At 35.7% G+C, this 24102-nt stretch carries 14 protein-coding genes; 6 read left to right on the top strand and 8 right to left on the bottom strand.

All coding sequences use genetic code 11. The features are described from left to right. Window positions 1–40: 40 nt before the first annotated feature. From M4I44_RS16270 to M4I44_RS16260, 3 genes are all read left to right on the top strand, one after another. Window positions 41–2389: a prolyl oligopeptidase family serine peptidase gene (locus tag M4I44_RS16270; protein WP_017496390.1), complete on the top strand. Its 2349-nt coding sequence runs from the start codon at window positions 41–43 to the stop codon at window positions 2387–2389. Between the two features lie 122 nt (window positions 2390–2511). After that, complete coding sequence (locus M4I44_RS16265; RefSeq protein WP_249965378.1) at window positions 2512–2988, top strand: GNAT family N-acetyltransferase; 477 nt, start codon at window positions 2512–2514, stop codon at window positions 2986–2988. Between the two features lie 93 nt (window positions 2989–3081). Continuing rightward, window positions 3082–4035 (top strand): phosphoribosylaminoimidazolesuccinocarboxamide synthase, encoded by a 954-nt coding sequence (locus M4I44_RS16260; RefSeq protein WP_070905695.1) that lies wholly within the window; start codon window positions 3082–3084, stop codon window positions 4033–4035. A gap of 84 nt (window positions 4036–4119) precedes the next feature. Here M4I44_RS16260 and M4I44_RS16255 read toward each other — a convergent pair whose 3' ends face one another. Next, window positions 4120–4659: an SRPBCC family protein gene (locus M4I44_RS16255; RefSeq protein ID WP_249965377.1), complete on the bottom strand. Its 540-nt coding sequence runs from the start codon at window positions 4657–4659 to the stop codon at window positions 4120–4122. A 358-nt stretch (window positions 4660–5017) separates the two neighbouring features. On the opposite strand from M4I44_RS16255, the gene M4I44_RS16250 reads away from it, so the two are divergent. Further along, complete coding sequence (locus tag M4I44_RS16250) at window positions 5018–5398, top strand: ankyrin repeat domain-containing protein (protein WP_017496386.1); 381 nt, start codon at window positions 5018–5020, stop codon at window positions 5396–5398. Between the two features lie 295 nt (window positions 5399–5693). Here the strand turns inward: M4I44_RS16250 and M4I44_RS16245 are convergent, their stop codons facing one another. From M4I44_RS16245 to M4I44_RS16215, 7 genes are all read right to left on the bottom strand, one after another. Further along, a complete protein-coding gene (locus tag M4I44_RS16245; RefSeq protein WP_017496385.1) occupies window positions 5694–8792 on the bottom strand; it encodes an efflux RND transporter permease subunit in 3099 nt (1032 codons plus the stop codon). 76 nt (window positions 8793–8868) lie between these two features. Further along, window positions 8869–10134, bottom strand: a complete 1266-nt coding sequence (locus M4I44_RS16240; protein ID WP_249965376.1) for a carbohydrate porin — start codon at window positions 10132–10134, stop codon at window positions 8869–8871. Between the two features lie 4 nt (window positions 10135–10138). Then, on the bottom strand, window positions 10139–11224 hold the full coding sequence (locus M4I44_RS16235) for an efflux RND transporter periplasmic adaptor subunit (protein WP_249965375.1): 1086 nt from the start codon (window positions 11222–11224) through the stop codon (window positions 10139–10141). A gap of 11 nt (window positions 11225–11235) precedes the next feature. Next, window positions 11236–12480 carry a TolC family protein gene (locus M4I44_RS16230; RefSeq protein WP_070905699.1) on the bottom strand — a complete coding sequence of 415 codons (1245 nt, stop codon included), beginning with the start codon at window positions 12478–12480 and terminating at the stop codon, window positions 11236–11238. A gap of 84 nt (window positions 12481–12564) precedes the next feature. Next, window positions 12565–13926 carry a HAMP domain-containing sensor histidine kinase gene (locus M4I44_RS16225; RefSeq protein WP_249965374.1) on the bottom strand — a complete coding sequence of 454 codons (1362 nt, stop codon included), beginning with the start codon at window positions 13924–13926 and terminating at the stop codon, window positions 12565–12567. After that, window positions 13923–14603 carry a response regulator transcription factor gene (locus M4I44_RS16220; protein ID WP_017496380.1) on the bottom strand — a complete coding sequence of 227 codons (681 nt, stop codon included), beginning with the start codon at window positions 14601–14603 and terminating at the stop codon, window positions 13923–13925. Before M4I44_RS16220 ends, M4I44_RS16225 begins: the two co-directional genes overlap by 4 nt. A 183-nt stretch (window positions 14604–14786) precedes the next feature. After that, complete coding sequence (locus M4I44_RS16215) at window positions 14787–15875, bottom strand: M42 family metallopeptidase (protein WP_249965373.1); 1089 nt, start codon at window positions 15873–15875, stop codon at window positions 14787–14789. A gap of 81 nt (window positions 15876–15956) precedes the next feature. On the opposite strand from M4I44_RS16215, the gene M4I44_RS16210 reads away from it, so the two are divergent. Both M4I44_RS16210 and M4I44_RS16205 read left to right on the top strand, forming a co-directional pair. Continuing rightward, window positions 15957–16640 carry a DUF4294 domain-containing protein gene (locus M4I44_RS16210; RefSeq protein WP_017496378.1) on the top strand — a complete coding sequence of 228 codons (684 nt, stop codon included), beginning with the start codon at window positions 15957–15959 and terminating at the stop codon, window positions 16638–16640. 306 nt (window positions 16641–16946) lie between these two features. Continuing rightward, window positions 16947–23846, top strand: coding sequence for a S8 family serine peptidase (locus M4I44_RS16205; RefSeq protein WP_249965372.1), 6900 nt, complete (start codon window positions 16947–16949; stop codon window positions 23844–23846). Window positions 23847–24102: the final 256 nt, after the last annotated feature.

Genomic DNA, 24102 nt, shown 5'->3' with positions numbered 1-24102 from the left:
AGTTTCAAAGTGTATTTTTGTTTTATCAAAAAACTATACCATGACAAAAAACATCTTTATTCTTGCCTTTTTTATGCTATCTATTTCAGGCAATAGCCAAACTCTGAAATTAGAAGAAATAATGAAAGGGGAAGGTTTTACTGGAAATCAACCGACTTACGGACGCTGGTCTTTAGACGGTAAAAAAGTATATTTCGAATGGAATCCAACCAATGATTTGGGTGCAAATACCTATTCCTGGCAAAAAGGAGCGGCAAAGCCAACTTTGGTAGAGCCAAAAGAAGCCGCCTTTTCTAAGCTGGATTTTAAAAGAAAACCAACTTCAGACGTAGTGTATTACAGCGACAAAGGAGGTTTGTACTCGTATTCCATCAGCACAAAAACAGTTAAGAAAATTATTCAGCAAAGCACTCCGGTTTCAAATGTTGAACTTGGGGCGACTTCAGGGATTGTTTTCTTTGAACAGAATGATAACATTTTCAAGTACAATGCAAAAGAAGGAACCGTTTTGCAGTTAACAAACTTTAAAAAAGGAGTAAAAAAGGAGAAAACGCCTGATAAAGAGTCTTTTTTAAAGACACAGCAAAAAGAACTGTTTCAGTTTGTGAGAGATGCTGCGGCTAAAAAACAATGGAATCTTGCCAAAAGCAAAGCCGTTAAATCTGATTTTGCAAAAGAATATTTTTATGGAAAAGACAACTTTTACAATTTAAAAGCAGATCCAAACGGAAATTTTGCCACTTTTAGTTTGGCTGAAGAATCAGACAATAAAAAAGAAAAGATGGAGGTTTTTATAACAGATGACGGTTATAACCAAACTCCTGATACAAAACAAAAAGTTTCGATAGCCAATCTGGTAAAGACTAAATTGGGAATTTATTCTGTGGCCAAAGACACGGTTTATTATGTTAATTTTTCGACTTTAAGTCATATTCAGGACAATCCGAAATATTATGAAACGTACGATAACTTAAAAAATAAAGCTAAGGAAGATCGTTTTATTACAGCTCAGGCTCCTGTGTATAACGAGAATGGTTCTGCAGCAATTGTAGAGATCAGAAGTCAGGACAACAAAGACAGATGGTTGGTGAATCTGAATCTTGAGAACGGGACATTTAAAGAAATCGAACATCAGCATGACGATGCGTGGATCGCAGGCCCTGGAATTCCATCCTATTCATTTGATTCCGGAGTTTTAGGTTTTTTAGCAGACAATGAAACTATTTATTTCCAATCTGAGGCGACTGGTTATTCACATTTGTACACATACAACCTAAAATCAGGGAAAAAGACTCAATTGACTACAGGAAATTGGGAAGTTCGTGATGTAGCCTTGTCTAACGATAAAAAAACATTTTATTTAACAACCAATACAACGCATCCGGGGAATAGAAATTTCTATAAACTGCCTGCAGCAGGTGGTGCTTTGGAACCTGTTTTAACCAAAGACGGAGCACATGAAGTAGTAGTTTCTCCGGACGAGAAATCACTTTTAGTACGTTATTCGTATAAAAATATTCCTTGGGATTTTTATATTGCTGACAATAAAAAGAATGCGAGTTTACAGCAAATATCATCTTCAGTTTCTGCAAGTTTTAAAGAATACAAGTGGAGAGAACCGGAAGTAATCACTTTCAAAGCTCAGGATGGAACTCCTGTAAACGCCAGATTATACACTCCAAAAACGGAAAATGCCAACAAAGCGGCAATCATTTTTGTTCACGGAGCAGGTTATTTGCAAAATGCGCACAATTACTGGAGTAATTATCACAGAGAATATATGTTCCATAATTTATTGACTGATTTAGGGTATACTGTTTTGGACATAGATTATAGAGGAAGTGATGGTTACGGTCGTGATTTCAGAACCGGAATTTACCGTTTTATGGGAGGAAAAGATTTGTCTGATCATTTAGATGGAAAAAAATATTTGGTTGAAAAATACGGTATTGACGCCAACAGAGTGGGTATTTATGGAGGATCTTATGGTGGTTTTATTACTTTAATGGGAATGCTGACTGCTCCGGGTGAATTTGCCTCAGGAGCTGCCTTACGTTCTGTTACGGATTGGGCACATTACAATCACGGATATACCGGAAATATTTTAAACTTTCCTGAAACAGATCCGGAAGCCTTCAAAAAAAGTTCACCTATTTATTATGCCGATAATCTAAAAGGAAATTTAGTGATGTTACACGGAATGGTAGACGATAATGTTGAATACAAAGACATTGTTCGTTTGTCTCAACGTTTTATAGAACTTCAGAAAAAGAATTGGAGTCTGGCATCATTTCCTGTGGAGGCTCACGGATTTAAAGAGACCTATTCCTGGATTGACGAATACAGCAGGATTTTAAACTTGTTTAATGCTACTTTATTGAAAAAATAAAATATACGCTAGTAGCTGTAAAGTCCCCATTTATGTATCATGAAAGGGGACTTTGCATTTTAAAGCAGAATTGAAACGAATTATAGGATTAAAAGAGAATAGTAACTTCTAATAAAGATAAAGTGATTGATAAAGTAGAAATTAGTGAGTACAAAGCTTTGATGTATGTTTGGGAATCTTCAGTGAAAGCTACACATGATTTTTTAAAGAATGAAGATTTTGAATTTTATAAAACAATAATCCCTGGTTTTTTTGACCATGTAACACTACATTGTATAAAGAATAGTACAAAGGAGATTGTTGGATTTATGGGCACGAATGATGAAAATCTGGAAATGCTGTTTGTTTCGGCAAATGAAATAGGAAAAGGTATTGGAAAAGAACTTTTACTGTATGCCATTCAAAATTTAAATGTAACAAAAGTTGATGTTAATAAAGATAATATACAAGCTTTGGAATTCTATCAGCATTTTGGTTTTGAAGTAAAATCGATGTCTGATGTAGACGGTTGCGGAAAACCATATCCGATTTTACATATGGAATTAACAAATGCGGAAAGGAATAACAGTAGCAGTTTACAAACCGGTAACTGCGACTGAGACCGTGACTAAAAAAAAGAATCTGAATAGGTTCTTTTTTTCTTTTAATTAGTTTTAAATTTGCATTCATAAAAAACAACACAACACTAGATAATGAGTAATACAATCACAACTACAAACTTTAGTTTCCCAAATCAGAAATCGGTTTATCGCGGAAAAGTAAGAGAGGTTTACAACATCAATGACGATCTTTTAGTAATGGTAGCAACAGACAGACTTTCGGCTTTTGATGTGGTTTTGCCAAAGGGAATTCCGTATAAAGGGCAAATTTTGAATCAGATTGCTACAAAGTTCATGGAGTTAACTCAGGATATTGTACCAAACTGGCTGATTGCAACTCCGGATCCAAATGTAGCTGTGGGACATTTATGTGAGCCTTTTAAAGTAGAAATGGTGATTCGCGGTTATGTTTCAGGACACGCTGCACGTGAATATGCAGCCGGTAAAAGACAAATTTGCGGAGTTACAATGGCTGAAGGGTTAAAAGAGAACGATAAATTTCCGGAGCCTATTATTACGCCTACTACAAAAGCAGATAACGGTTCTCATGATGAAGATATTTCACGCGAAGACATTTTGGCAAAAGGAATTGTTTCTGAAGAAGATTATCTTGTTTTAGAAAAATACACCCGTGCTTTGTTTCAAAGAGGAACTGAAATTGCGGCAAGCCGTGGTTTAATTTTGGTAGATACTAAATATGAGTTTGGGAAAACAAAAGAAGGTGTAATCGTTTTAATTGACGAAATTCATACACCGGATTCTTCCCGTTACTTTTATGCGGATGGATATCAGGAAAGACAGGAAAAAGGAGAGGAGCAAAAACAATTGTCTAAAGAGTTTGTACGCCGCTGGTTGATCGAAAACGGTTTTCAGGGGCAGGAAGGACAGCAAATTCCGGATATGAGTGACGAATATATTCAATCTGTTTCCGAAAGATACATCGAATTGTATGAAAATATTCTGGGAGAAAAGTTCGTAAAAGCAGATATTGATAATATTGATCAACGTATCAATAAAAATGTATTAGAGTACCTTTCAGGAAAATAATAATTTTTATACCTACCATATTACTAAACCCGACAGATTTTAAAAATCTGTCGGGTTTGTTATATAAAAAAGATTCTATAAATTTTATCCTTCCATTTTGGCTTTTAAATTTTCGAGACCTTTCTGCAGGTCATTGCCAATCATTTGGTCCATTTTCATCATTGGCAGCATAATATTCATTGGATAAGGAATAACACCGCTGATTCCCCATTTTACTTTAGTCTGATTTCCCGGTGCAGTCTCCGTTGACATAAAACCTACAGCTGTATCGTCCATTGGTTTTTTGAAACGTAAAGCAAAGTCAATGCGTTTTCCTTCTGTAATTTTCGTGATTTCCTGTTCTCCTTCACCAACTTCTTTTACTGTGCTTTCCCAGGCAGATACTGATCCAACATCTCCATCGGTTCCTGTATAAGTAGATTTCATTTTGGGATCTAGATTGGCCCAAACACTAAATTCATTTTGATTTTTTAAAGATCTGACATATTTAAAGACGCTGTCAACAGGTTTGTTAATGGTGATTTCTCTTTCTATGGCATAAGTCTTAGGCATAAAATTAGCTGCAATCAGTACGATAGCAACGATCAGGATTAAAACAATTAGAATTCTTTTTAAGATCTTCATAGTTTGTGGTTTTAGGTTGTTAGTTTTTTCTTTTCTGTAATTAAAAGTGTAACACCTTTGTTTGCAGAGTTTTTTGTTTCGTAAAGTTAAAAAAGTTACGGTTCTTATTTAATGCCATGAAAAAAAATAATAAGATTTTTTATATTTTTTTACTGTAAACTGTAACAAATCGAATCTTCCGGCGTCTATTAAGAAAGCTGACAATTAACATTCAAATTACTTTTTACAGCTTATATTAATTGAATGTTAAGAATTAGTTAAAACATGGTACTTTGTTATGCATAATACATGAGAATAAATTACCTTTACAAAGAATTTAAAAATCATCATCAATCAATCAATTAAAAAATCAATCATTATGAAAAATTCAATCGTTTATTTAGGAGTAGCTTTAGTAGCATTTGCAAATGTTTCAATGGCATCAAATCACACAACAGTTGTGAAACCACAATTAGAGATCGTAAATAGTTTCTCAACACCATTAAATGTGGCAGTTAGTAAAGGAGATTTAGATTTCGTTAAAAAATTATTAGAATATGGAGCTGACGTAAACGAGATGTCAGAAGGTTTATCACCTTTAATGATCGCTGCACGTTATAACAAAGTGGATATTTTGAAAGTATTATTAGCAAAAGGAGCTGATGCTTCTGCTAGAAATGAGAAAGGTTTTACCGCTTTGAAATATGCAGAGTTATCGAATGCGACAGATGCAATAGCCATTTTAAAAGGTTTAAAATAAGAGTTTAGAAGTTTAAATCTAGTTTTGAGTTAGTATATGAAACGACCTTCCTTGAGCAGAAGGTCGTTTTTCATTTTATAGGGGTGATGTCTTGTTTCTATTATTATTCCACAAAGCCACACAAAGCCACACAAAGCGCACACAGAGCATCACAGAGATTTAAAATGATTTAATGAAAGGAGGTGTATTTCTTTTCCTGAAATGATATAAAAAAAGCACCATTAAAAATAATGATGCTTTTTTCGAAAAAAACTTAATCAAATTAATTTAACCAATTAATCTATCTTCAATATTTTTATTCAATTGGAACATGTTTTTTGCGGTTGAATACCCAGAAGATTATAGGAAATACCAAAAGGGTTAGAATCGTTGCTGTAATTAAACCTCCAATGATTACAATGGCCAACGGTTTTTGTGATTCAGAACCAATTCCGGTAGAAATGGCGGCTGGCATTAAACCTATCGAAGCCATCAACGCGGTCATCACAACAGCTCTTGTACGGGCTTTTACTCCCATAAAAATAGATTCTTCGAGTGAGAATTTCGCTTTTAAATTATGATGGAATTCAGAGATCAGAATTACACCGTTTTGAATACAAATTCCCAGTAATGCGATAAAACCAACACCAGCAGAGATTCCAAAATTCATTCGGGTAAGATGCAGGGCAATGATTCCGCCAATAATGGCGAACGGAACATTAGCCAGAACCAAAAGCGAATCTTTAATATTTCCAAACAGAATGAATAAGAGCACAAATATCCCAATTAAACTGATCGGTACCACTTGCGCCAATCGGGCACTGGCACGAACCTGATTTTCAAATTCCCCTGTCCAGCCAACAGTATAGCCTGTTGGAAGTTTCAATTTAGCTACTTTTGCCTGTGCTTCGGCAATGGTACTTCCCAGATCTCGATCACGAACCGAGAATTTTACCCCAATAAAACGCTTGGTATTATCTCGATAGATAAAAGCAGGACCTGTGATAGTCTTTAAATCGGATATTTCTTTTAATGGAATTTTAATTCCGCTAATCGTTGGAACCTTAAGTTCGGCGATATCATTTTCATCTTTACGATACTCTTTTGAAAAACGTACTCTCACGTCAAATTTTTTGTCGTCTTCATATTTTTGAGTAGCTGTTTTTCCTCCAAATGCTAATTCTAAAACGGCCTGTGCATCACTCAGCGTTACACCGTAAGCAGCCATTTTATCTCGGTCCAGAACAACACTAATTTCAGGTTGCCCAACATTTCGTAGGATTCCGGCATCTTTAATACCCGGGATGTTTTTAATCTGTGCCAAGACTTCATTTGATAGTTCATCCAATTTGTCAAGATCATCTCCATAAATTTTTACGGCATTCGAGGCTTTAAAACCGGCAACAGATTCGGCTACGTTATCAATTACGGGCTGTGAGTAGTTATACGTAATTCCCTGATGAACTTTTAATTTATCGTCCATTTCGTTAATTAGTTCGTCCATTGTTATTTTTCGCGTCCATTCTGATTTTGGCTTTAAATCCACCTGAAGCTGTATAAAGCCGAAACCATTCGGATCTGTTCCGTCGTTACTTCTTCCGGTTTGCGACAAAACATTTTTAACTTCGGGAAAACTTTCCAAATCTTTTCGAATCATCGCTGCTGTTTTAACACTTTCAGGCAATGATGTACTCATCGGTAATTCGGCTGTTACCCATAAGGCACCTTCATTTAACTGAGGTAAAAATTCGGTTCCTAAAAAGGTAGCCGAGAAGAAAACCGTTACTAAAAGCGCTATAGATCCTACAAGCGCTTTTACCTTGTGTTTGAAAGTCCACGCAAAACCTTTACTTACTATTCGATCCCAGAAATTAACAAACGGATTGTTTTTTTCCTTCACATTCTTATTCAATAAAATATGTGATAAAACAGGTACCAATGTTAGTGTAAATAGTAAGGCTCCCATTAAAGCAAAACCAAGGGTATACGCCAAAGGTGAGAACATTTTTCCTTCTACTTTCTGGAAAGAGAATATAGGAAGCAGGGCTGTGATAATAATTAACTTAGAAAAGAATATGGCTTTACCCATTTCTGCTCCGGTTTTTTTAATCAGACTTCCTTTTGCTATTTTATTGTAGGCCGTCATTCCCAGTTGATGTGCCCGATGATCTAAAACTACGAATAAGCCTTCGACCATAACTACAGCACCATCAATAATAATCCCGAAATCGACCGCACCTAAACTCAACAGGTTAGCGCTCATTCCCATCATTTTAAGACATAAGAAGGCAAATAATAAGGAAAGCGGAATAACAATCGAAACGGTGAAAGTGGTCCTCCAGTCGGCCATGAAAAGGAATACCACACAGGTAACCAGAATGATTCCTTCAAATAAGTTGTGCATAACGGTTTCCGTCGTGAAGTTCATTAAATTATCACGATCGTAAAAGGTTACTAGTTTAATGTCTTTTGGAAGCACATTATCGTTCAGATCTTGTATTTTGGCCTTAATTAAAGCTAAAGTTTCTTGTGGATTTTCGCCTTTTCGCATGACGATGATACCTTCAACAACATCATCGTTCTTCGCTAAACCGGTTTGTCCGACTCTTGGCATCGCACTTTCATACACAGTGGCTAAATTCTTGACTAAAATTGGGTTTCCTTTGGCATCGTCGACAATAATATTTTCGAGGTCCTGGATTGATTTTAAAAGACCAACTCCACGAACAACAAAGGCCTGACCATTTTTTTCGATGATGTCACCACCAACATTCAGGTTGCCACCATTTACAGCATTATAAACCTGAAGTGGTGTAATGTTGTATTTGGCTAATTTTATCGGATCAACTCCAACTTCATAGGTTTTAGTTTGCCCTCCAAAAACGTTTAGATCGGCAACACCGGGAACAGAACGAAGTTGTTTGTCTATTACCCAGTTTTGATAGGTTAACAATTCTCTACTGTCTCTACTGTCACTTTTTACAATATATCTGAAAATCTCACCCGTTGGTCCATAAGGCGGCTGAACATCCGGTTCTACATCGTCGGGAAGAGATACATTTTTTAGTAAGTTATTGACCTGAAGACGTGCAAAAGTATCATCGACTCCATCGTCAAAAATAATTTTGATCACTGACAGACCAAACATTGTAATACTGCGAACGCTGGTTTTCTTTTGCACCGAGTTCATTGAGATCTCGATAGGTGAGGTTACAAAACGTTCGACTTCCTCGGCACTTTTCCCATTCCATTGAGTAATGATGATAATTTGGGTATTGGTTACGTCCGGAAAAGCATCGATTGGCATATTCTTGAAAGAAATGAATCCTGCTACGGCCAATAATCCCACCCAGAAAAAGGTAAAGGCCTTATTTTTAAGGGAGAAAGCTATAATGTTTCTTATGAATTTGTTCATTTTAAAAAGTATTTTTAAGGATGAATTTTTATTTATGATGCTTTTTTCTGAAGCATTTTATATGATATATTTCCGCTTAGAATTCTGTATGAAACCGCAAGGCAAAAAATTGTACCGGACCTCTGTCTTTATTATAGGCAGGATTGATGGCAAACTGATAATCCGGGGAAAGAGTAATATGAGTATTGGGTACTAAGAACGAATAGAAAACTTCTGCAATTTGTTCTATACCGTAGTTTAAAGTACCGTCACCAATCATGAAACCATCTCCGCCAAGTTTTTGATATTGTTTATGCGAATTGGATAATCCGTTAGCCACTATGGCAATACCGGCAAAATCCTTATTTCGGTTCCACATCTTTCCGTTCAAATGCATTCCTAACTGTGCCGATCGGTCAATTTCGGTAAAGGCCCAGGTTTCATTTTTACCGTCATTATAGCTCATTCGGGCAAACAATCCCCAAGTATCTCCGTGCGTATAATCCATGTTTAAACCAATGCCATATTTGGTGCGCCCATTTTGTCTGGTACTTTTTATGTCAGGCATTGTTATAAAATTTGAATTGGCTTCGTCGTAATTCCCCATTCCGGCAACATTTCGAAAGCCCAATAGTTTTAAGGTTGCCGTATCATTATTTTCAAAGACGAGCTGTTTTTCAATTTCAACGTTTATTGCGTTGGAATTTTTAAAACTGAATTCAACGTTCGGTCCGTTGGCATAAGTAGGTAAAGCACTTATAGAAGCTCTTACCTGCCAGGAATCAAACTGATAATTAGCGTACAATCCATCTGTATATCCTCGAGTATTTGCGGCATAATCCCAAGCTCCATGTGTCATTAATGCCCAATTTAAGAACTGTGTTCTGGGATCGTGTGAATAGGAGTTATTGTCAAAATAGTCAGCTAGCCCAAATTTTCCGAAAACCAGTTGTAATGATTGGTTGTTTTTAAACTGGAACTTTTGTTCTAAAAGCATTCTTGCTACATAAACAACGGGTTTGGCATCTCCAATTCTAAAGGTTTCCCCGTTAGGAAAGCCTCCCAATCCTCTTGCCTGAGACAAACCTTGACCTCCTGACATTTCAGGGTTAAAGGTCAAGGTAGCTCCTTTCCATAGCGGAACATCAAGGTATAAGGTTGATGTTAAGGATAAAGCGCCTTCTTCTTTAGGAGACATACTATTGGTACCTGAATAATTAGCATGAAAAGCCGGATGGTACTGGTATATAGATGTCATTTGAAAACCCAGACTATATTTTCGAATCGAATCTGTTTCCTGTGAAAAAGATAGTGTTGAAATAAATAGTGTGGCAAAACTCAATATTTTTACAGATTTCTCCATGTATTTATTCGTTTAGAGCGCGATAAATAAATAACTGATTGTTGGTAATTACTTTTTCGTTGTCTTTTAAGCCTTTTGAAATGTAGGTTACATCACCAACGACTCTGTATACGTCTACTTGTCTGGTCTCAATGTTGTTGCGGTCTTTGAAAATCATGACAAAGTTTTTACTCTTATCAAAAACAATTGCTTTACTGGGTACGGCTATCATAGAATCACCTTCATTGTAAGATAGTTTGATATTGGCATTCATATCAGGTTTTAACATGTACCCGGGATTCTCCAATTTTATACGTGCCTGCATGGCTTTAGTTTCGGGATCAATTACATTAAAGATTTTATCTACTTTTCCTTTGAAAACTTTATCAGGATAACTTAGCGTGGTAACATCAGCATCGATACCCAGTTTTACTTTGTTGATATCAATTTCGTTGATGTTGGCTAACGCCCAAACTTCACTGATTTCGGCAATATCAAAGATGTTTTCGGAGCGGTCATTTCGCAATAACATGTCCTGATTAATGCTTTTTTGAATGATAAAGCCACTAATTGGGGCCGTTACTTCGTAAATAGACCCCGCTTTGATATTGTAAATTTTATAGGTTTCCTGAACTTTACTCAATTGCGATTGCGCTTTATTTACTTCTGATTTCGCCTGAAGTACATCACTTTCAGAGTTTAATTTTCCGTCAAATAATTCCTGAGCTACTTTCAGATGATTTTTAGCAACCAACAAATCATTTTTGGCATCAATGGATTGTTTTTCAAAATCAGCAATATCAGTACTTTTTATGGTGGCCAAAACCTGACCTTTGCGGACATAATCTCCGAGTTCGACATTTACTTTGATTACGTTTCCGCCAACGAGAGGATAAACATCAATCATTTTGTTATTATCAGCCGTAATTTTTCCGTAAAAGCTCAATACATTTTTTACCGGTTGTGTTTTTGCTTCTGCTGTGGTAGTCGTTTTTAGCATCGATTCGCTTAAAGCAAAAGAAGTATTAGTGCTTGGGTTTTCAATTTCTTTTTTGCAGCTTAGGACTGATAAACTTACGAGAACAATTCCTAATAGTAGTTTATATTTCATTTTGTTTAGTTTTAGAATAAGTCTTTGTTGATGGTACTATTTAGTTCTTCACCCGAAAGGATAACTTTTTTCTTGAGTTCATTTACCTGAACAGAAGCCTGATTGTAACTTTCCATAAAATCAGTAAATTCTAATAAACTGATATTTCGTTTCTGGAAATTGGTTAAGATTCCTTTATAAACTGCTTCAAAATCTGAATTAACAGTAGGTTTTATGATCACATAGTTTTTACGGGATTCTTCCCATTTGTTCCATGCAGTTGTAATTTCGGTTTGCAATTGAAGGTCAAAATTTTGCTTTTCAATTTTTGATTGCTCGAGAATTGTTTTTGCGTACTTAATATTTCCTTTGTTTTTGTTCCAAAGAGGTAGCGGAATTCCTAGTGTCAGATTGGCTTCTCTGTTAAAGGCACCACTGCGCTGATCGTAAGTGGCACCAACGGTGATATCAGGAACAGAAAGGGCTTTTTGCCATTTTACATTGATTTCATTGGCTTCGATATCTTTTTGTTTGGCTAAATAGTCCGGGCGATTTGCAATGGCTTCATCCTGAAATGTTTTAAGATCAAAAGGGATGGTTTTGGTATACTTATTAAATTCTTCCTTAGTAACTTCCGGAACTACATTTTCGGTAGAATTTAGTAATAGTTTTAAGTTGCCCTGTTCTTCGATATTTTCATTGACAACCTCCATACGCTCATTTTTGAAGTTTAAGTAAAGCGATTGCAGACGAACAAGATCTCGTAAAGGAATATTACCTTTTTCGACCTGTATAGAGTAGGAGCTTATCAAATCTTCGATATGCGCTAGCTGGTTGTCAGTAGTTTCGAGACTTTTTTTGTTGTAGTATACAGTGTAAAAGCTCTTTCTCAATTGAAGTTTTAAAGTTCGCAGTAAATCATTGAACTGTAACTCGGCCAATTGTTCATTGGTTTGCGCCAGTTTTATTTCATTGCGCTTTTTTCCGCCTAAATAGATCAACTGCTCGATACCAAATGCTTTTTGCCCTTGTTTGCCAATATCAAAATATTGATTTCTTTCGGGGTTGTAAGCATTCAGCTCTGCTGTTAGTGACGGATTATCCCAAATCCGGGCCTGAATAGTTAATGCTTTTGACGCATCAATATTATATTGTGATGCCAACAAAAAGAGGTTGTTTTTAAGGAATTGGCTTTCACAGTCCTGAAGGCTGACCGTTTTTTGAGCCAAAACTACCGGACCGATAAGTACAAGTAGGAATGCACAGAGTTTTCTCATTGTATCAAATTTAATTTATACAAATATGCTATCACGGGACTTTAAGAGACCTTAAAATCTACCTTAAAAATAACTTAAAATAAATTACAAATGAAAAAATAACTGAAATAAATTCGTGTTAATATCTGGAACACTGTAGGTTATTGACGCATTGTGAAGTGTGAGAATGCGATGAACAATCCTTAATCCAAGACCAAAGCCAGTAGTGCCTTTCGAGTTTTTACCACGCATAAAAGGCTGAAAAAGATTTTTTTGTTCTTCTTCGTTTAAGGTTTGTCCTGTGTTTGAAATGGAGATGACTAAGTGATCATCCTGCGTACTTATAATTACTTTGGCTTGTTTATTATCTGAATAAACACAGGCATTTTTCAGGATATTGCTTATGGCAATTTCCAATAAGTTCTTATTACCATTTATTTCTAAAGCGGTATCCAGATTGTTGCTTTCTTCTATTTCAAATAAAATTAGAAATTCCGGATAACTTTTGTTCAGATTTTCAATAGCCGAAAACAAAATTTCATCCATACGATGAACTTCTTTGTTTTCGTTTTTCTTATTGTCTATTTTAGAAAGGATCAATAGCGAATTAATTAATTCAGTCAATTGATTGATGTCTGACAATATCGTTTTTAGAAAGTTTTTTCCTTTGTCAGATGTTGCTGGATCTGCAATTGTATTTTCAATCTGTGAGGTAATTCTGGATAGGGGAGTTCTCAACTCATGTGAGGCATGGGCTGTAAATTCTTTTTGTTTTTGATAGGAAACTTCAATTCGATCCATCATGAAATTAAATTCATTGGCGATCAGATCAATTTCATTTTTGTTGTTTTTTGAAGCAACACGAGTATCGAGATTATTCTCGTTGATATTTTTTATTTTTTGGTGAAAAATATTTAACGGGCTCATGGCTTTTTTAACCATAAAAGAGGTTAGAACCCAACAGATACAAGTAAAAAAGATATAGGAAATAATAAGCGTATACCTTAGGAAAAGTAATTTTCGTTTACCATAATCGTCGGTGGCAGATATCAGAGCATAAAAATCCCTGTCTTTTGTATCATAAAAAACACCATATACTTCGTAATCACCCTGCTGTTTAAAGAATGTTTTATGTTTTCTAAGGTATTTCAGATCTTCAATTGACCAATTAATCTTGGCATCGTCAATACTACTGTAGATGAGTTTGAAGTTAGAATCAAAGACCAGTGTTTTCTCATCATACAGTTGGTTAATGGAATTCTGATCAATAACTTTTAAAAGCTGATCGTCGACTTCTTTAACGTTAACGAGAAGTTTAATGTTTGAAAGAGCTTTAATTTCCAATCGATCACGAAATTCCTCTTTTCTAAAATTAGAGTATAAAACAAATATCAATGTAGAAGCCAATCCGAAAAGGATTGTAAATAATAAACTTACTAAAAGTGATATTCGGTTTTTTAAAGTCATTCCTGATCGCTTAAATAATATCCGTAACCCACTTTGGTACGAATAAGTTTAACAGTATGGTCCTTGTCTATTTTCTTTCTTAAAAAATTAATATAAACTTCAATGGTATTCTGATTGGTTTCGATGTGATAATCCCAAAGTTTTTCAGCAATAAATTGTTTCGATAAGACTTTACCTTTGGCATGGGCCAAGATTAAAATGAGCTTGAATTCTTTAGGAGTAAGTTTGATTTCTTCGTTTGATCGAAACACTTTCATATCGCTTTCCAGAATTTCCAGATCTGCAATCGTTATTTTAGTTTCTACTTGTTGTGGAATTTCTTTTCGACGTAGTAGAGAAGTGCTTCTGGCATACAGTTCCTTAAAATGAAAGGGTTTAACCAGATAATCGTCGGCTCCATTATCAAAAGAAGCCAGTTTATCCTCAATTTCACTAAAAGCAGTGAGCATAATAATCGGAGTTTTTTTATCGACTTCCCGAATACCTTTACACACTTCAATTCCATTACTTCCGGGAACATTAATATCCAGAATAATTAAATCATATTCATAGGGGAAATACTTCTTCAATAGTAATGAACCATCATAATAAGAAAAACACTCGAATCCATTTGAAGTAAAGAATGCAGAGATTTCTTTCGATAAGGTAAAATCGTCTTCGAGCAGGAGTATTTTCATAGTGTTCTGTTTGCGTTATGAGATTTGAGATGTAAAAAGTAAAAAGTAAAAAGTAAAATGTAAAAAGTAAAATGTAAAAGCAACAGACTAATCACTCTTAGCAGACGATACGCACCTCACATCTCACATTTTACATCTTACTTTTCACAAAAGGCTAGGGACTAATTACTAATCACTAGGGACCTATTTAAAATAAGAAAAAGTTTCGTTGTTTTCAATTTTCAGTAGGGATTCATAAATCAATTGAATCACATTTTCAACATCCTCTCTTTGTACCATTTCTACGGTAGTATGCATATAACGTAAAGGCAGGGAAATTAATGCCGAAGCCACACCGCCATTACTGTAAGCAAAAGCATCAGTATCTGTCCCGGTAGCACGCGATGTTGCATGACGCTGAAACGGTATTTTTTTCTCTTCGGCAGTATCAACAATAAGATCACGCAGTTTATTTTGTACAGCCGGGGCATAAGCAATAACCGGTCCTTTCCCCATTTTTAGATCTCCTTCTACTTTTTTATCAATCATGGGAGTGGTAGTATCATGACAAACATCAGTTACAATAGCCACATTAGGTTTAATAGTCTGAGCAATCATTTCAGCTCCGCGTAGACCAATCTCTTCCTGAACAGAATTTACGATGTACAAACCAAACGGTAGTGTTTTATTATTTTCTTTTAATAAACGAGCTACTTCGGCAATCATAAAGCCACCCATTCTGTTGTCGATCGCGCGGCATACAAATTTATTTTCGTTCAAAATCATAAATTCATCCGGATAGGTAATCACACATCCTACATGAACACCCAATGCTTCAACCTGCTCTTTAGTTTCACAACCTAAATCAATAAAGATGTTACTGATTTTTGGTGTTTCTTCCTTATCGCGCAAACGGGTATGAATGGCTGGCCATCCGAAAACACCTTTTACAATTCCTTTTTTAGTATGAATGTGCACTCTTTTTGAAGGTGCAATCAGATGATCTGAACCACCATTTCTGATTACGTATAATAAACCGTCATCGGTGATATAATTAACATACCATGAAATTTCATCGGCATGACCTTCAATAACTACCTTGAATGGAGCATCGGGGTTAATAACTCCCACAGCCGTTCCGTAAGTATCCGTAATAAAAGTGTCTACGTAAGGTTTTAGATAATTCATCCAAAGTTTTTGCCCTTCGCTTTCGTAGCCCGTAGGGGAGGCATTATTGAGATAGCTTTCCAGGAAAGCAATTGAGGTATCATTTAAGATTGATTTTGTGCTCATAAAAATATTTTTTTGCTAATTTATAAATTTGGTATCAGAGTTGTATATAAATATATAATTTTACATTTAAATTATGACTCGATGAGATTTACTGCCCCTATTTTATTTTTTATATTGATTTCGTTAACAAGTCAGGCTCAGGTGAAACCGAAAGAGAATGAGCAAATGGGTTACATATTAACGGAACAGGATTCTATTTTGAATGACACGATTGAACTGCCCGAAATTATTATTTCGAAGGAAAAGCTGGATCCCGAAGCACAAAAACAATTTGCGATTCTTCAAAACCGTGTTTACAAAGTATACCCGTATGCAAGACTTGCAGCTGATCGATTAACAGCGTTGAATAACGGAATGGCGCGCTTGAAAACCAACCGCGAAAAGAAAAAATACTTTAAGATTGTAGAAGATTATCTCAATAACGAATTTGAAGCTAGACTTAAAAAACTTTCCCGTAAACAAGGACAGATTTTAGTCAAGCTTGTTCACAGGCAGACTGGAATAACGACCTATGAATTAATCAAAACCTTAAAAAGTGGTTTTAAAGCTTTTGTGTCTAATACAACGGCAAGTCTATTCGACATTAGTCTGAAAATGGAATACAAGCCATTTGAATCCAATGAGGATTATTTAATTGAAACGATTCTGGTCAGGGCATTTGATTCCGGAAAACTCGTGAATCAAAAAGCAGCAAATCCTGTAAATTATGATGATTTGATGAATCATTGGGAAACAAAAGCAAAAGAGACTAAAGTCGAAAAATAGCACTATTTTATTTAAAGCATAATTGATAAAGACCTACAGATAATTCTGTAGGTTTTTTTTATTGTTTTAAGTTTTGGATTACAAGGTTAACTTAGGTTTAAGAGAATATACTTACTTATTTTTGCGAACTGAGATTTCTCTCTGACAGCCCGTAAAATCAGTGTTTTTTGTTATATATTTTGTAGTTAAACGATGATTACTTTGTTTTTTTAACAAATTAACTGGGAATATAATTTGTTAATTATAGTTTAATTTGTAGGTTTACGATCTTAACAACCACTAAGTTAACCAAAAACCAATTTATTTATGAGATTAAAACTACTTACACTATTGGTGTTATTAGTGGCCATTCCCATTTGGTCGCAGAAGACATCAGAAAGTGATTTTGTAATTTCTTTAAATGGAAACAAAATCACAACTACTTCAAATTTTAAACAGCAGTTTAAAGACAAAAAAAGTACAGCTAAGCAGAGCCTGAAAACAGAGTATACTTTGCTGCAGTTTACAAAAATTCCTTCTGTAGAAGAACAACAAAAGTTGAAAACACAAGGAATAACTTTACTTAGTTATTTATCGAATAACGCTTATTATGTAGAAATTGCTCCTGAGTTTTATAACAAAAGCAGTGTTTCTGATAACATAAGAGCAGTGATTGCAGTCGATCCGAAATATAAATTGGATCCTATGATTGTGGATAACGCTATCCCGGATTATGCTGCAGCAGGTGGTAACGGAATTAAAGTTGTTGTGAGCTATTTTAAAGGCGTTGATCGCAAGCGTGTTGAGCAGGATTTAGCAGGCTTGTTTTTAAAAAACACTAATAACGATACAACGTTTAATGAAATTTATATCCAAGCCTCCAAAGAAAAGTTAGAAGAGGTAGCAAAATTCAATTGGGTACAAAACATTGACTTGGTTGCTCCACCGGTAGAAAGTGATAATAAGCCGGGTGTAACTTCGCATAAAGCAAATGTTTTGGGATCTACTATTCCTGGTCTTGGTTATGGATTAACTGGTAAAGGAGTGAAAATTGGTGTGTGGGATGGTAACCTTGAACCTCACAAAGATCATACTGGCAGAGTTATCAATAGAGAATACGAATCAAATTCTTCACATGGAGATCACGTTTCAGGTACTATTGGCGGTGCCGGTTTATTGGATCCTAAGGCAAGAGGTATGGCTCCGGAAGTACAAATGTACGGTTGGAATTTTAATACTCAGTCTAACGGTTTAAGCGTTCAGCAAGAAAGAGTGAAAGCCGCGAATGAAGATGGTATTGAATTAACATCAAATTCGTATGGAGTAAATTTAACTTCAGGTTATAATACCAGAAGATACGATACCGGAGATCGTGGTGACGATAATGTTACCGTCTTATTTCCTTATCTTTTGAATATTTATTCGAATGGAAATGCACAAACAGCATACCCTAGCGGATTTAACACATCAACAAAAAATTCAAAAAATGCACTGCATGTAGCGGCAAATAATCCTGATGATTTAATCAGTTCTTATAGTAGTTTTGGGCCAACTATCGATGGACGTTTGGTTCCTCAAATTGCTGCTGTAGGTACAAATGTGTATTCATTAGATTATAGCAATTCGTATCAGATCATGAGTGGTACCTCTATGGCTACTCCTGGAACTACAGGTACAGTTGCTTTATTGTATGAAAGATACAAGAATATTTACGGGACAAAACCATTAGCATCTTTAATGAAGGCCTTAGTGACAGGAACTTCTAAAGACGCTGGAAATCCTGGTCCTGACTATAAATATGGTTTCGGAAATTTAAATGGTCTTAGAGCTGTTAGAGCTTTAGATAATAAAACGTTTTATTCTAACACAGTAGCTAACGGTCAAAGCTATGAGAAAGAAATTGTTGTACCGGCAGGATTAGTGACTTTAAAAGTGTTACTTGCTTACACAGATTTGCAGGGAACACCAGGAGCCTCTTCTGTTTTGGTAAACGATTTGGATGTGAAAATTGTAAAAGACGGTGTAACCACTTTGCCTTGGGTTTTAAATGCTACAACACCAAATGCTAATGCGGTTCGCGGAGTGGACAATTTAAATAATATTGAACAAATCACTTTGGATAATCCTGCTGCAGGAACGTATAAAATTATCGTTAGCGGTACTAGAGTGCCTATTGGTACACAAGAGTTTTCTGTAGTGTATGATTTAGTAGCTCCTGAATTAGTTTTAACTTATCCTATCGGAGGAGAGAAATTTAATACAGATACTACAGAGTACATTCGTTGGGACTATGAAGGAGAAGCAAAACCTTTTACAATCGAATATTCTGTTGATGGAGGGATTAACTACCAGGTTATAGCGAAAGATGTTCCTTCTGCTGCGAGAAATTTTGCATGGAAAGTTCCTGCAGGAATTGTGGCTAATGCAAAAGTAAGAGTAATTGCAGGTTCAAAAGTAGACACTTCAAGAGAGGTGTTCAATATTATTACAGAGCCTAAAAATTTAGTGATAGCGCCATCAGCATGTGGTGTTTCATCTTATAAAATGGATTGGGATCCAATTCCGGGAGCAAAGTATGAAGTGCTAAAAATGAATGGATACAACTTTGATGTTGTTGCAACAGTAACTGATCCGACTTATACTTTTGCAGTATCAGTTGGAGAAGATAACTGGTTTTCAGTAAGATCCATTGATATCGCAACAGGAATTGTTTCTGAAAGAGTAAGGGCAGTAAACGTTGAGCCGGTTTCTAAAGCTGTGGTAAGTGCTGCGACTCTTCCTTTCACAGAGAACTTTAATTCCAGAAAAGCTGCAAATTATGTCTTTTCAAAAGGAACAACTGGTGTAGTAAAGTATGAGTATATTAATGCAGATTTTGTAGACGGAGCAAAAATGGCCGGATCAGGTGATGTATCAGCTTCTCCTTGGGCAGCAAGCACATCGGCAAATGCTTTTGCTAACAACTCTAATTTTGTTAAGAAAGTTTCATTTTGTGATATCGACGCTACAAGTTTGACAGGTAAAACAATTGGACTTAAATTTAATTTAATCTGGACTACAGTTGGTGCTTCACCACTACCAAACAAAAACTTCTTTAGACTTGTTGTAAACGGAACTCCAGTGAATAGTTACGAAAATATAGGTGTTTACGGTGGAACAGCTACGTCAGGTAATACAGAGTTATTATACGATTTATCGGCTTATGCGGGAACTATCTTTAGTGTAGCTTTTGAATCGGTTATGGATAACGATGTGCAAGTAATAGCGAATGATAACGTTTACAATTCTGTTTTTATTGATAATGTTTCTATTTTTGAGGCAACTGCGACGGATGTTGAATTAACTTCATTAACTCCAAATGCAGGAATTACAGCCAGTGAAACTGTAAAAGTAAAAGTATTCAATCACTCTCCTGTAGCGGTAAGCAATGTACCCGTTTCTTATAAAATTGATAGTGGAGCAGAAGTGATTGAAACTATTCCGGGACCAATTAATCCTTTTACTGAAGTATCTTATGATTTTGTACAAAAAGCAGATTTTTCAACACCAAAACTTTATAAAGTAGTTGGAAATGTAAATTATACAGGTGATACAGTTATAGATAATAATACGTTAGTGGGAAGTGTTCGTAATACAGGAACTGATGTTTTAATGGGCGGAGCTGCTCCGGCATCTACTTGTGCAGCGACATTTACAGATAGTGGTTCGCGTTATGCAAATTATGGAGATAATCTTACGCAAACTATTACTTTTAAACCTGCAACAGCTGGAAATAGTATTAAGGTAACTTTTTCTGCCTTTAATGTGGAGCAGGACTATGACTACTTATATGTGTACAACGGAACAACTACATCTGCTCCTTTATTAGGTACCTTTACAGGAAATACTTTACCTCCTTCATTAACGTCAACAGCTGCAGGAGGGGAGTTGACTTTTAGATTTACTTCAGACAGTAATACAAATGAATTAGGATGGATTGCTGATATAGAATGTGTAGTGAAACCAACAGTAACAGATGTATCTGTAGTTTCAATTACTACACCTGAAGTTTTAGGTAAAAAGACTAATGCACACAATGTGACTATTAGAGTTAGTAATTTAGGAACGACTGCTTTGACCAATCATCCGGTATTTTATCAGGTAAACGGAGGAGCAAAAGTTACAGAAACTGTTCCAACTATAGGAGCTAATGCTACTGTAAATTTCACTTTTGCAACTAAAGCAGATCTATCAGTTGTAGATGCTACTTATACTATCAAAGCGGGAGCTGATTTGCCGGATGCAAATGCGGCTAACGATGCAGTCGAAAAAGTAGTGTACAATAAAAACGAATTACCGGTTCACACCAATACAAATGGATATGCTATTTCGCGCTTCAAATGGAATGATGTGGTTAATAATTCTGGAACTACAGCGTATTCAGATTTTAAAAACATAAAAATTCCGGTTTATGCTGGCTTTACTTATCAGCCAGAAGCAACAATTACAAAAACCGAAACACCAATAACCAGAGACTTATCAGCAACTGCAACGGGAGTTTTCACAATGGTTGTTATTGACTTGAATGGAGATGGTAATCTGACAGATGAATTTTATGCAGGGAATTTTTGGGTAAACACTACTCCAACTTCTGCGGCACCTGCTATACCATCAACAACAAGTACACATTATTTTAGACATAATGCTACATTAGCAGGAGGATTTACTATTCCGGCTAACACGACTTCTGGCGAGAAATTAATGCGTGTTCTTCATATGTTCCGTTCACCTTCAGAATATTTCAATGTGAATCTTGGGCCAACTTTTGATGGATTAACAAGTTCAAGAAGTGATTTTGAAGTAGAGGAGTACACTATTAACGTACTACCTTTTACAGCTGCCGATGCTAGTATTGATGCAATTTCAGCACCAATTAAACCAGGTAATGCTCCTGTGACAGTTTCAGCTGTAATTCGTAATTATTCAACAGTAGCTATTAATAATTTCCCGGTTGCTTACAAGATTAATGGAGGAGCTGAAGTAGTTCAAAATCAGACAACTTCAATTCCGGCAGGTGGAACAGCTCCTATTGTATTTACTACTAAAGCAGATTTAGGAGCACCTGGTGATTATACAATTCAGGTTTACACTAAACTGTCAGGGGATACCGATCCTTTAAATGATGCTAAGTCAATAAGTCTTTCGCATGCTGCAAATCATCCTGTAAATGTGACTGGAACTTTTGATGGAGTAAATGACTTTATCAAAATAGACGCTACAGCGGCATTGAATCTTACTAGTAATTATACTTATGAGCTTTGGGTAAATCAAAAACAACCTACAACTTTTGCAAGACTTTTAGATAAGAGTACAGCGTTAGTGTTTATTCATACTAATAATAGTTTGAGTTTGTATAAGGAAAATAGTTTAGTGATCTCTATTACTACTGCTACAGGATCGTACGTAATTAATACAGGAGTAAATACCATTAAACAAAACACATGGCATCACATCGCTTATACGGTAAGTCCGGCTTTCGTGTATACAGTTTATATTGATGGAGTTTCGGTTCCTTATACCAGTACAGGTACTGCTGGGGCAGCAAGCTCAAATGCTAGCGCACCTGCTTATGTAGGTAATAATACAGGACTAGCTCGTGGTTTAAATGGTAATATTGATGAAGTTCGTATTTGGTCAGGAGTTCGTAATCAGGCAACAATTGCTGCAAATTCAACGACGAAATACGTTGGAAACGAACCAGGATTATTAGCGTATTACAGTTTTTCAGAAGGGGACAAACCGTTCGTTTTTGATAGTACAATAAGTGATAACACTGCTGTTGTAACCAATGCTGATACTAATGGTTTAGGAGATGGTAAATTCTGGAATGTACCAGTTCTATTGCAAAAAATAGATTTTGTAAATCAATTATCTACAAGTTATGATGCACCTACCAAAACGTTTACTGTAATATTAAACAATGGGTCAGATATTACAAATGCAATTGCTAACTATACTTTAGGAATGAAAAGTATTGCAAAAATTGGAGGTGTGACACAAGTGAACGGAGTGACGCCAAACGATTTTACCAATCCAATTACTTTAACAGTAGAAGGTGTTGGCTTTAATACCGGAATTACCGAAACTTATACTGTGAAAGTAGTTACTGGTTTAAGTAATGAAAGTAAATTACTTTCTTATGATTTTAAAACAGTTTCGAATCCAGGTTTACCACAGGAAATTTACACAGATATTGTTGGAAATAACGCTACTAAAACAGTACCGTTCGGTTACAATGTTTCAAGCCTAGTTGCAGATTTTACAGTTTCGCCAGGCGCTGAGCTTTATGTTGACGGTGTAAAACAGCTTAATTCTAAAGTAACTGCTTCAGATTACCGTAATAGCTTCTTAGTAACAGTTGTTTCAGAGAATAAGCAATCTCAAACTAACTATACGGTAGATATTAATGCAAAAAATACTAAAGCAGGTATCTTGTCTTATTCAGTAGCTAATCAGGTAGGAACAAGTGTTATTGATCCTGTAGCTAAAACGGTAAAAGTTCAGGTAAATAATAATGCTAATTTAAGCGCTTTAGTACCTAATGTTCAGGTTTCTGATTTCGCTACATTGCGTATCGGTACTTATATTCAGACTAGTGGAGTGACAACACTTAATTATACTGGACCAGTATCTTATAATGTATTGGCACAAAGCGGAAATATTGAGTATTGGACGTTGACAATTGAATCGGCTAAACCTACAATTACACTTTTAGGTAATGCAGTCATTTCAATTGATAAAGGTTGTGTGTACACAGATCCAGGTTATACAGCTGCAGATAATACAAATGCTGATATTACTTCTTCGGTTATCGTTTCAGGTACTGTTGATGTAAATACTCCGGGACAATATGTAATAACATATACGGTAAAAGATGCATTACAAAATCAAGCTACAGTAACACGTACAGTAAATGTATCAAGTACAACATGTACATTGGGACTACCAACTAATGCTATTGAAGGTTTTGTATTATATCCAAATCCGGTTACCGAAGGTAAGGTTCACATACAATCAGCTTCAAGTAGTCCTAAAAACATTGTGATATCTGATATGACAGGAAAGAAAATACTTTCTGTTCAAACAGAAAAAACAGAATTGAATGTTTTAGGCTTGCCAAGCGGTGTGTATTTAATAAGAGTAGAACAAGATGGGAATACATCTATAGAAAAATTAATCATTAGATAATTTCACAGACTAGTTCTAGGTAATTAGCAATTTACAACCCGACAGGTTTTCAAAACCTGTCGGGTTTGTTTTTTTACTACCTATATATAAGGAGTAATTCTGTCCAGCTGAGCGAAAATGCAATAAAAGCAGTTTCTGTCCAGCTGAGCGAAGTCGAAGCTTGGTATTTGAGGTTCTATACTATATAAGGAGTGATTCTGTCCAGCTGAGCGAAGTCGAAGCTTTATCCCGCTATCCGCTGCAATCTTTTGCTTTT

Source organism: Flavobacterium sp. B183, assembly GCF_023539155.1.
GTDB lineage: Bacteria > Bacteroidota > Bacteroidia > Flavobacteriales > Flavobacteriaceae > Flavobacterium > Flavobacterium tructae.
This window is presented reverse-complemented; position numbering and strand designations above follow the sequence as displayed.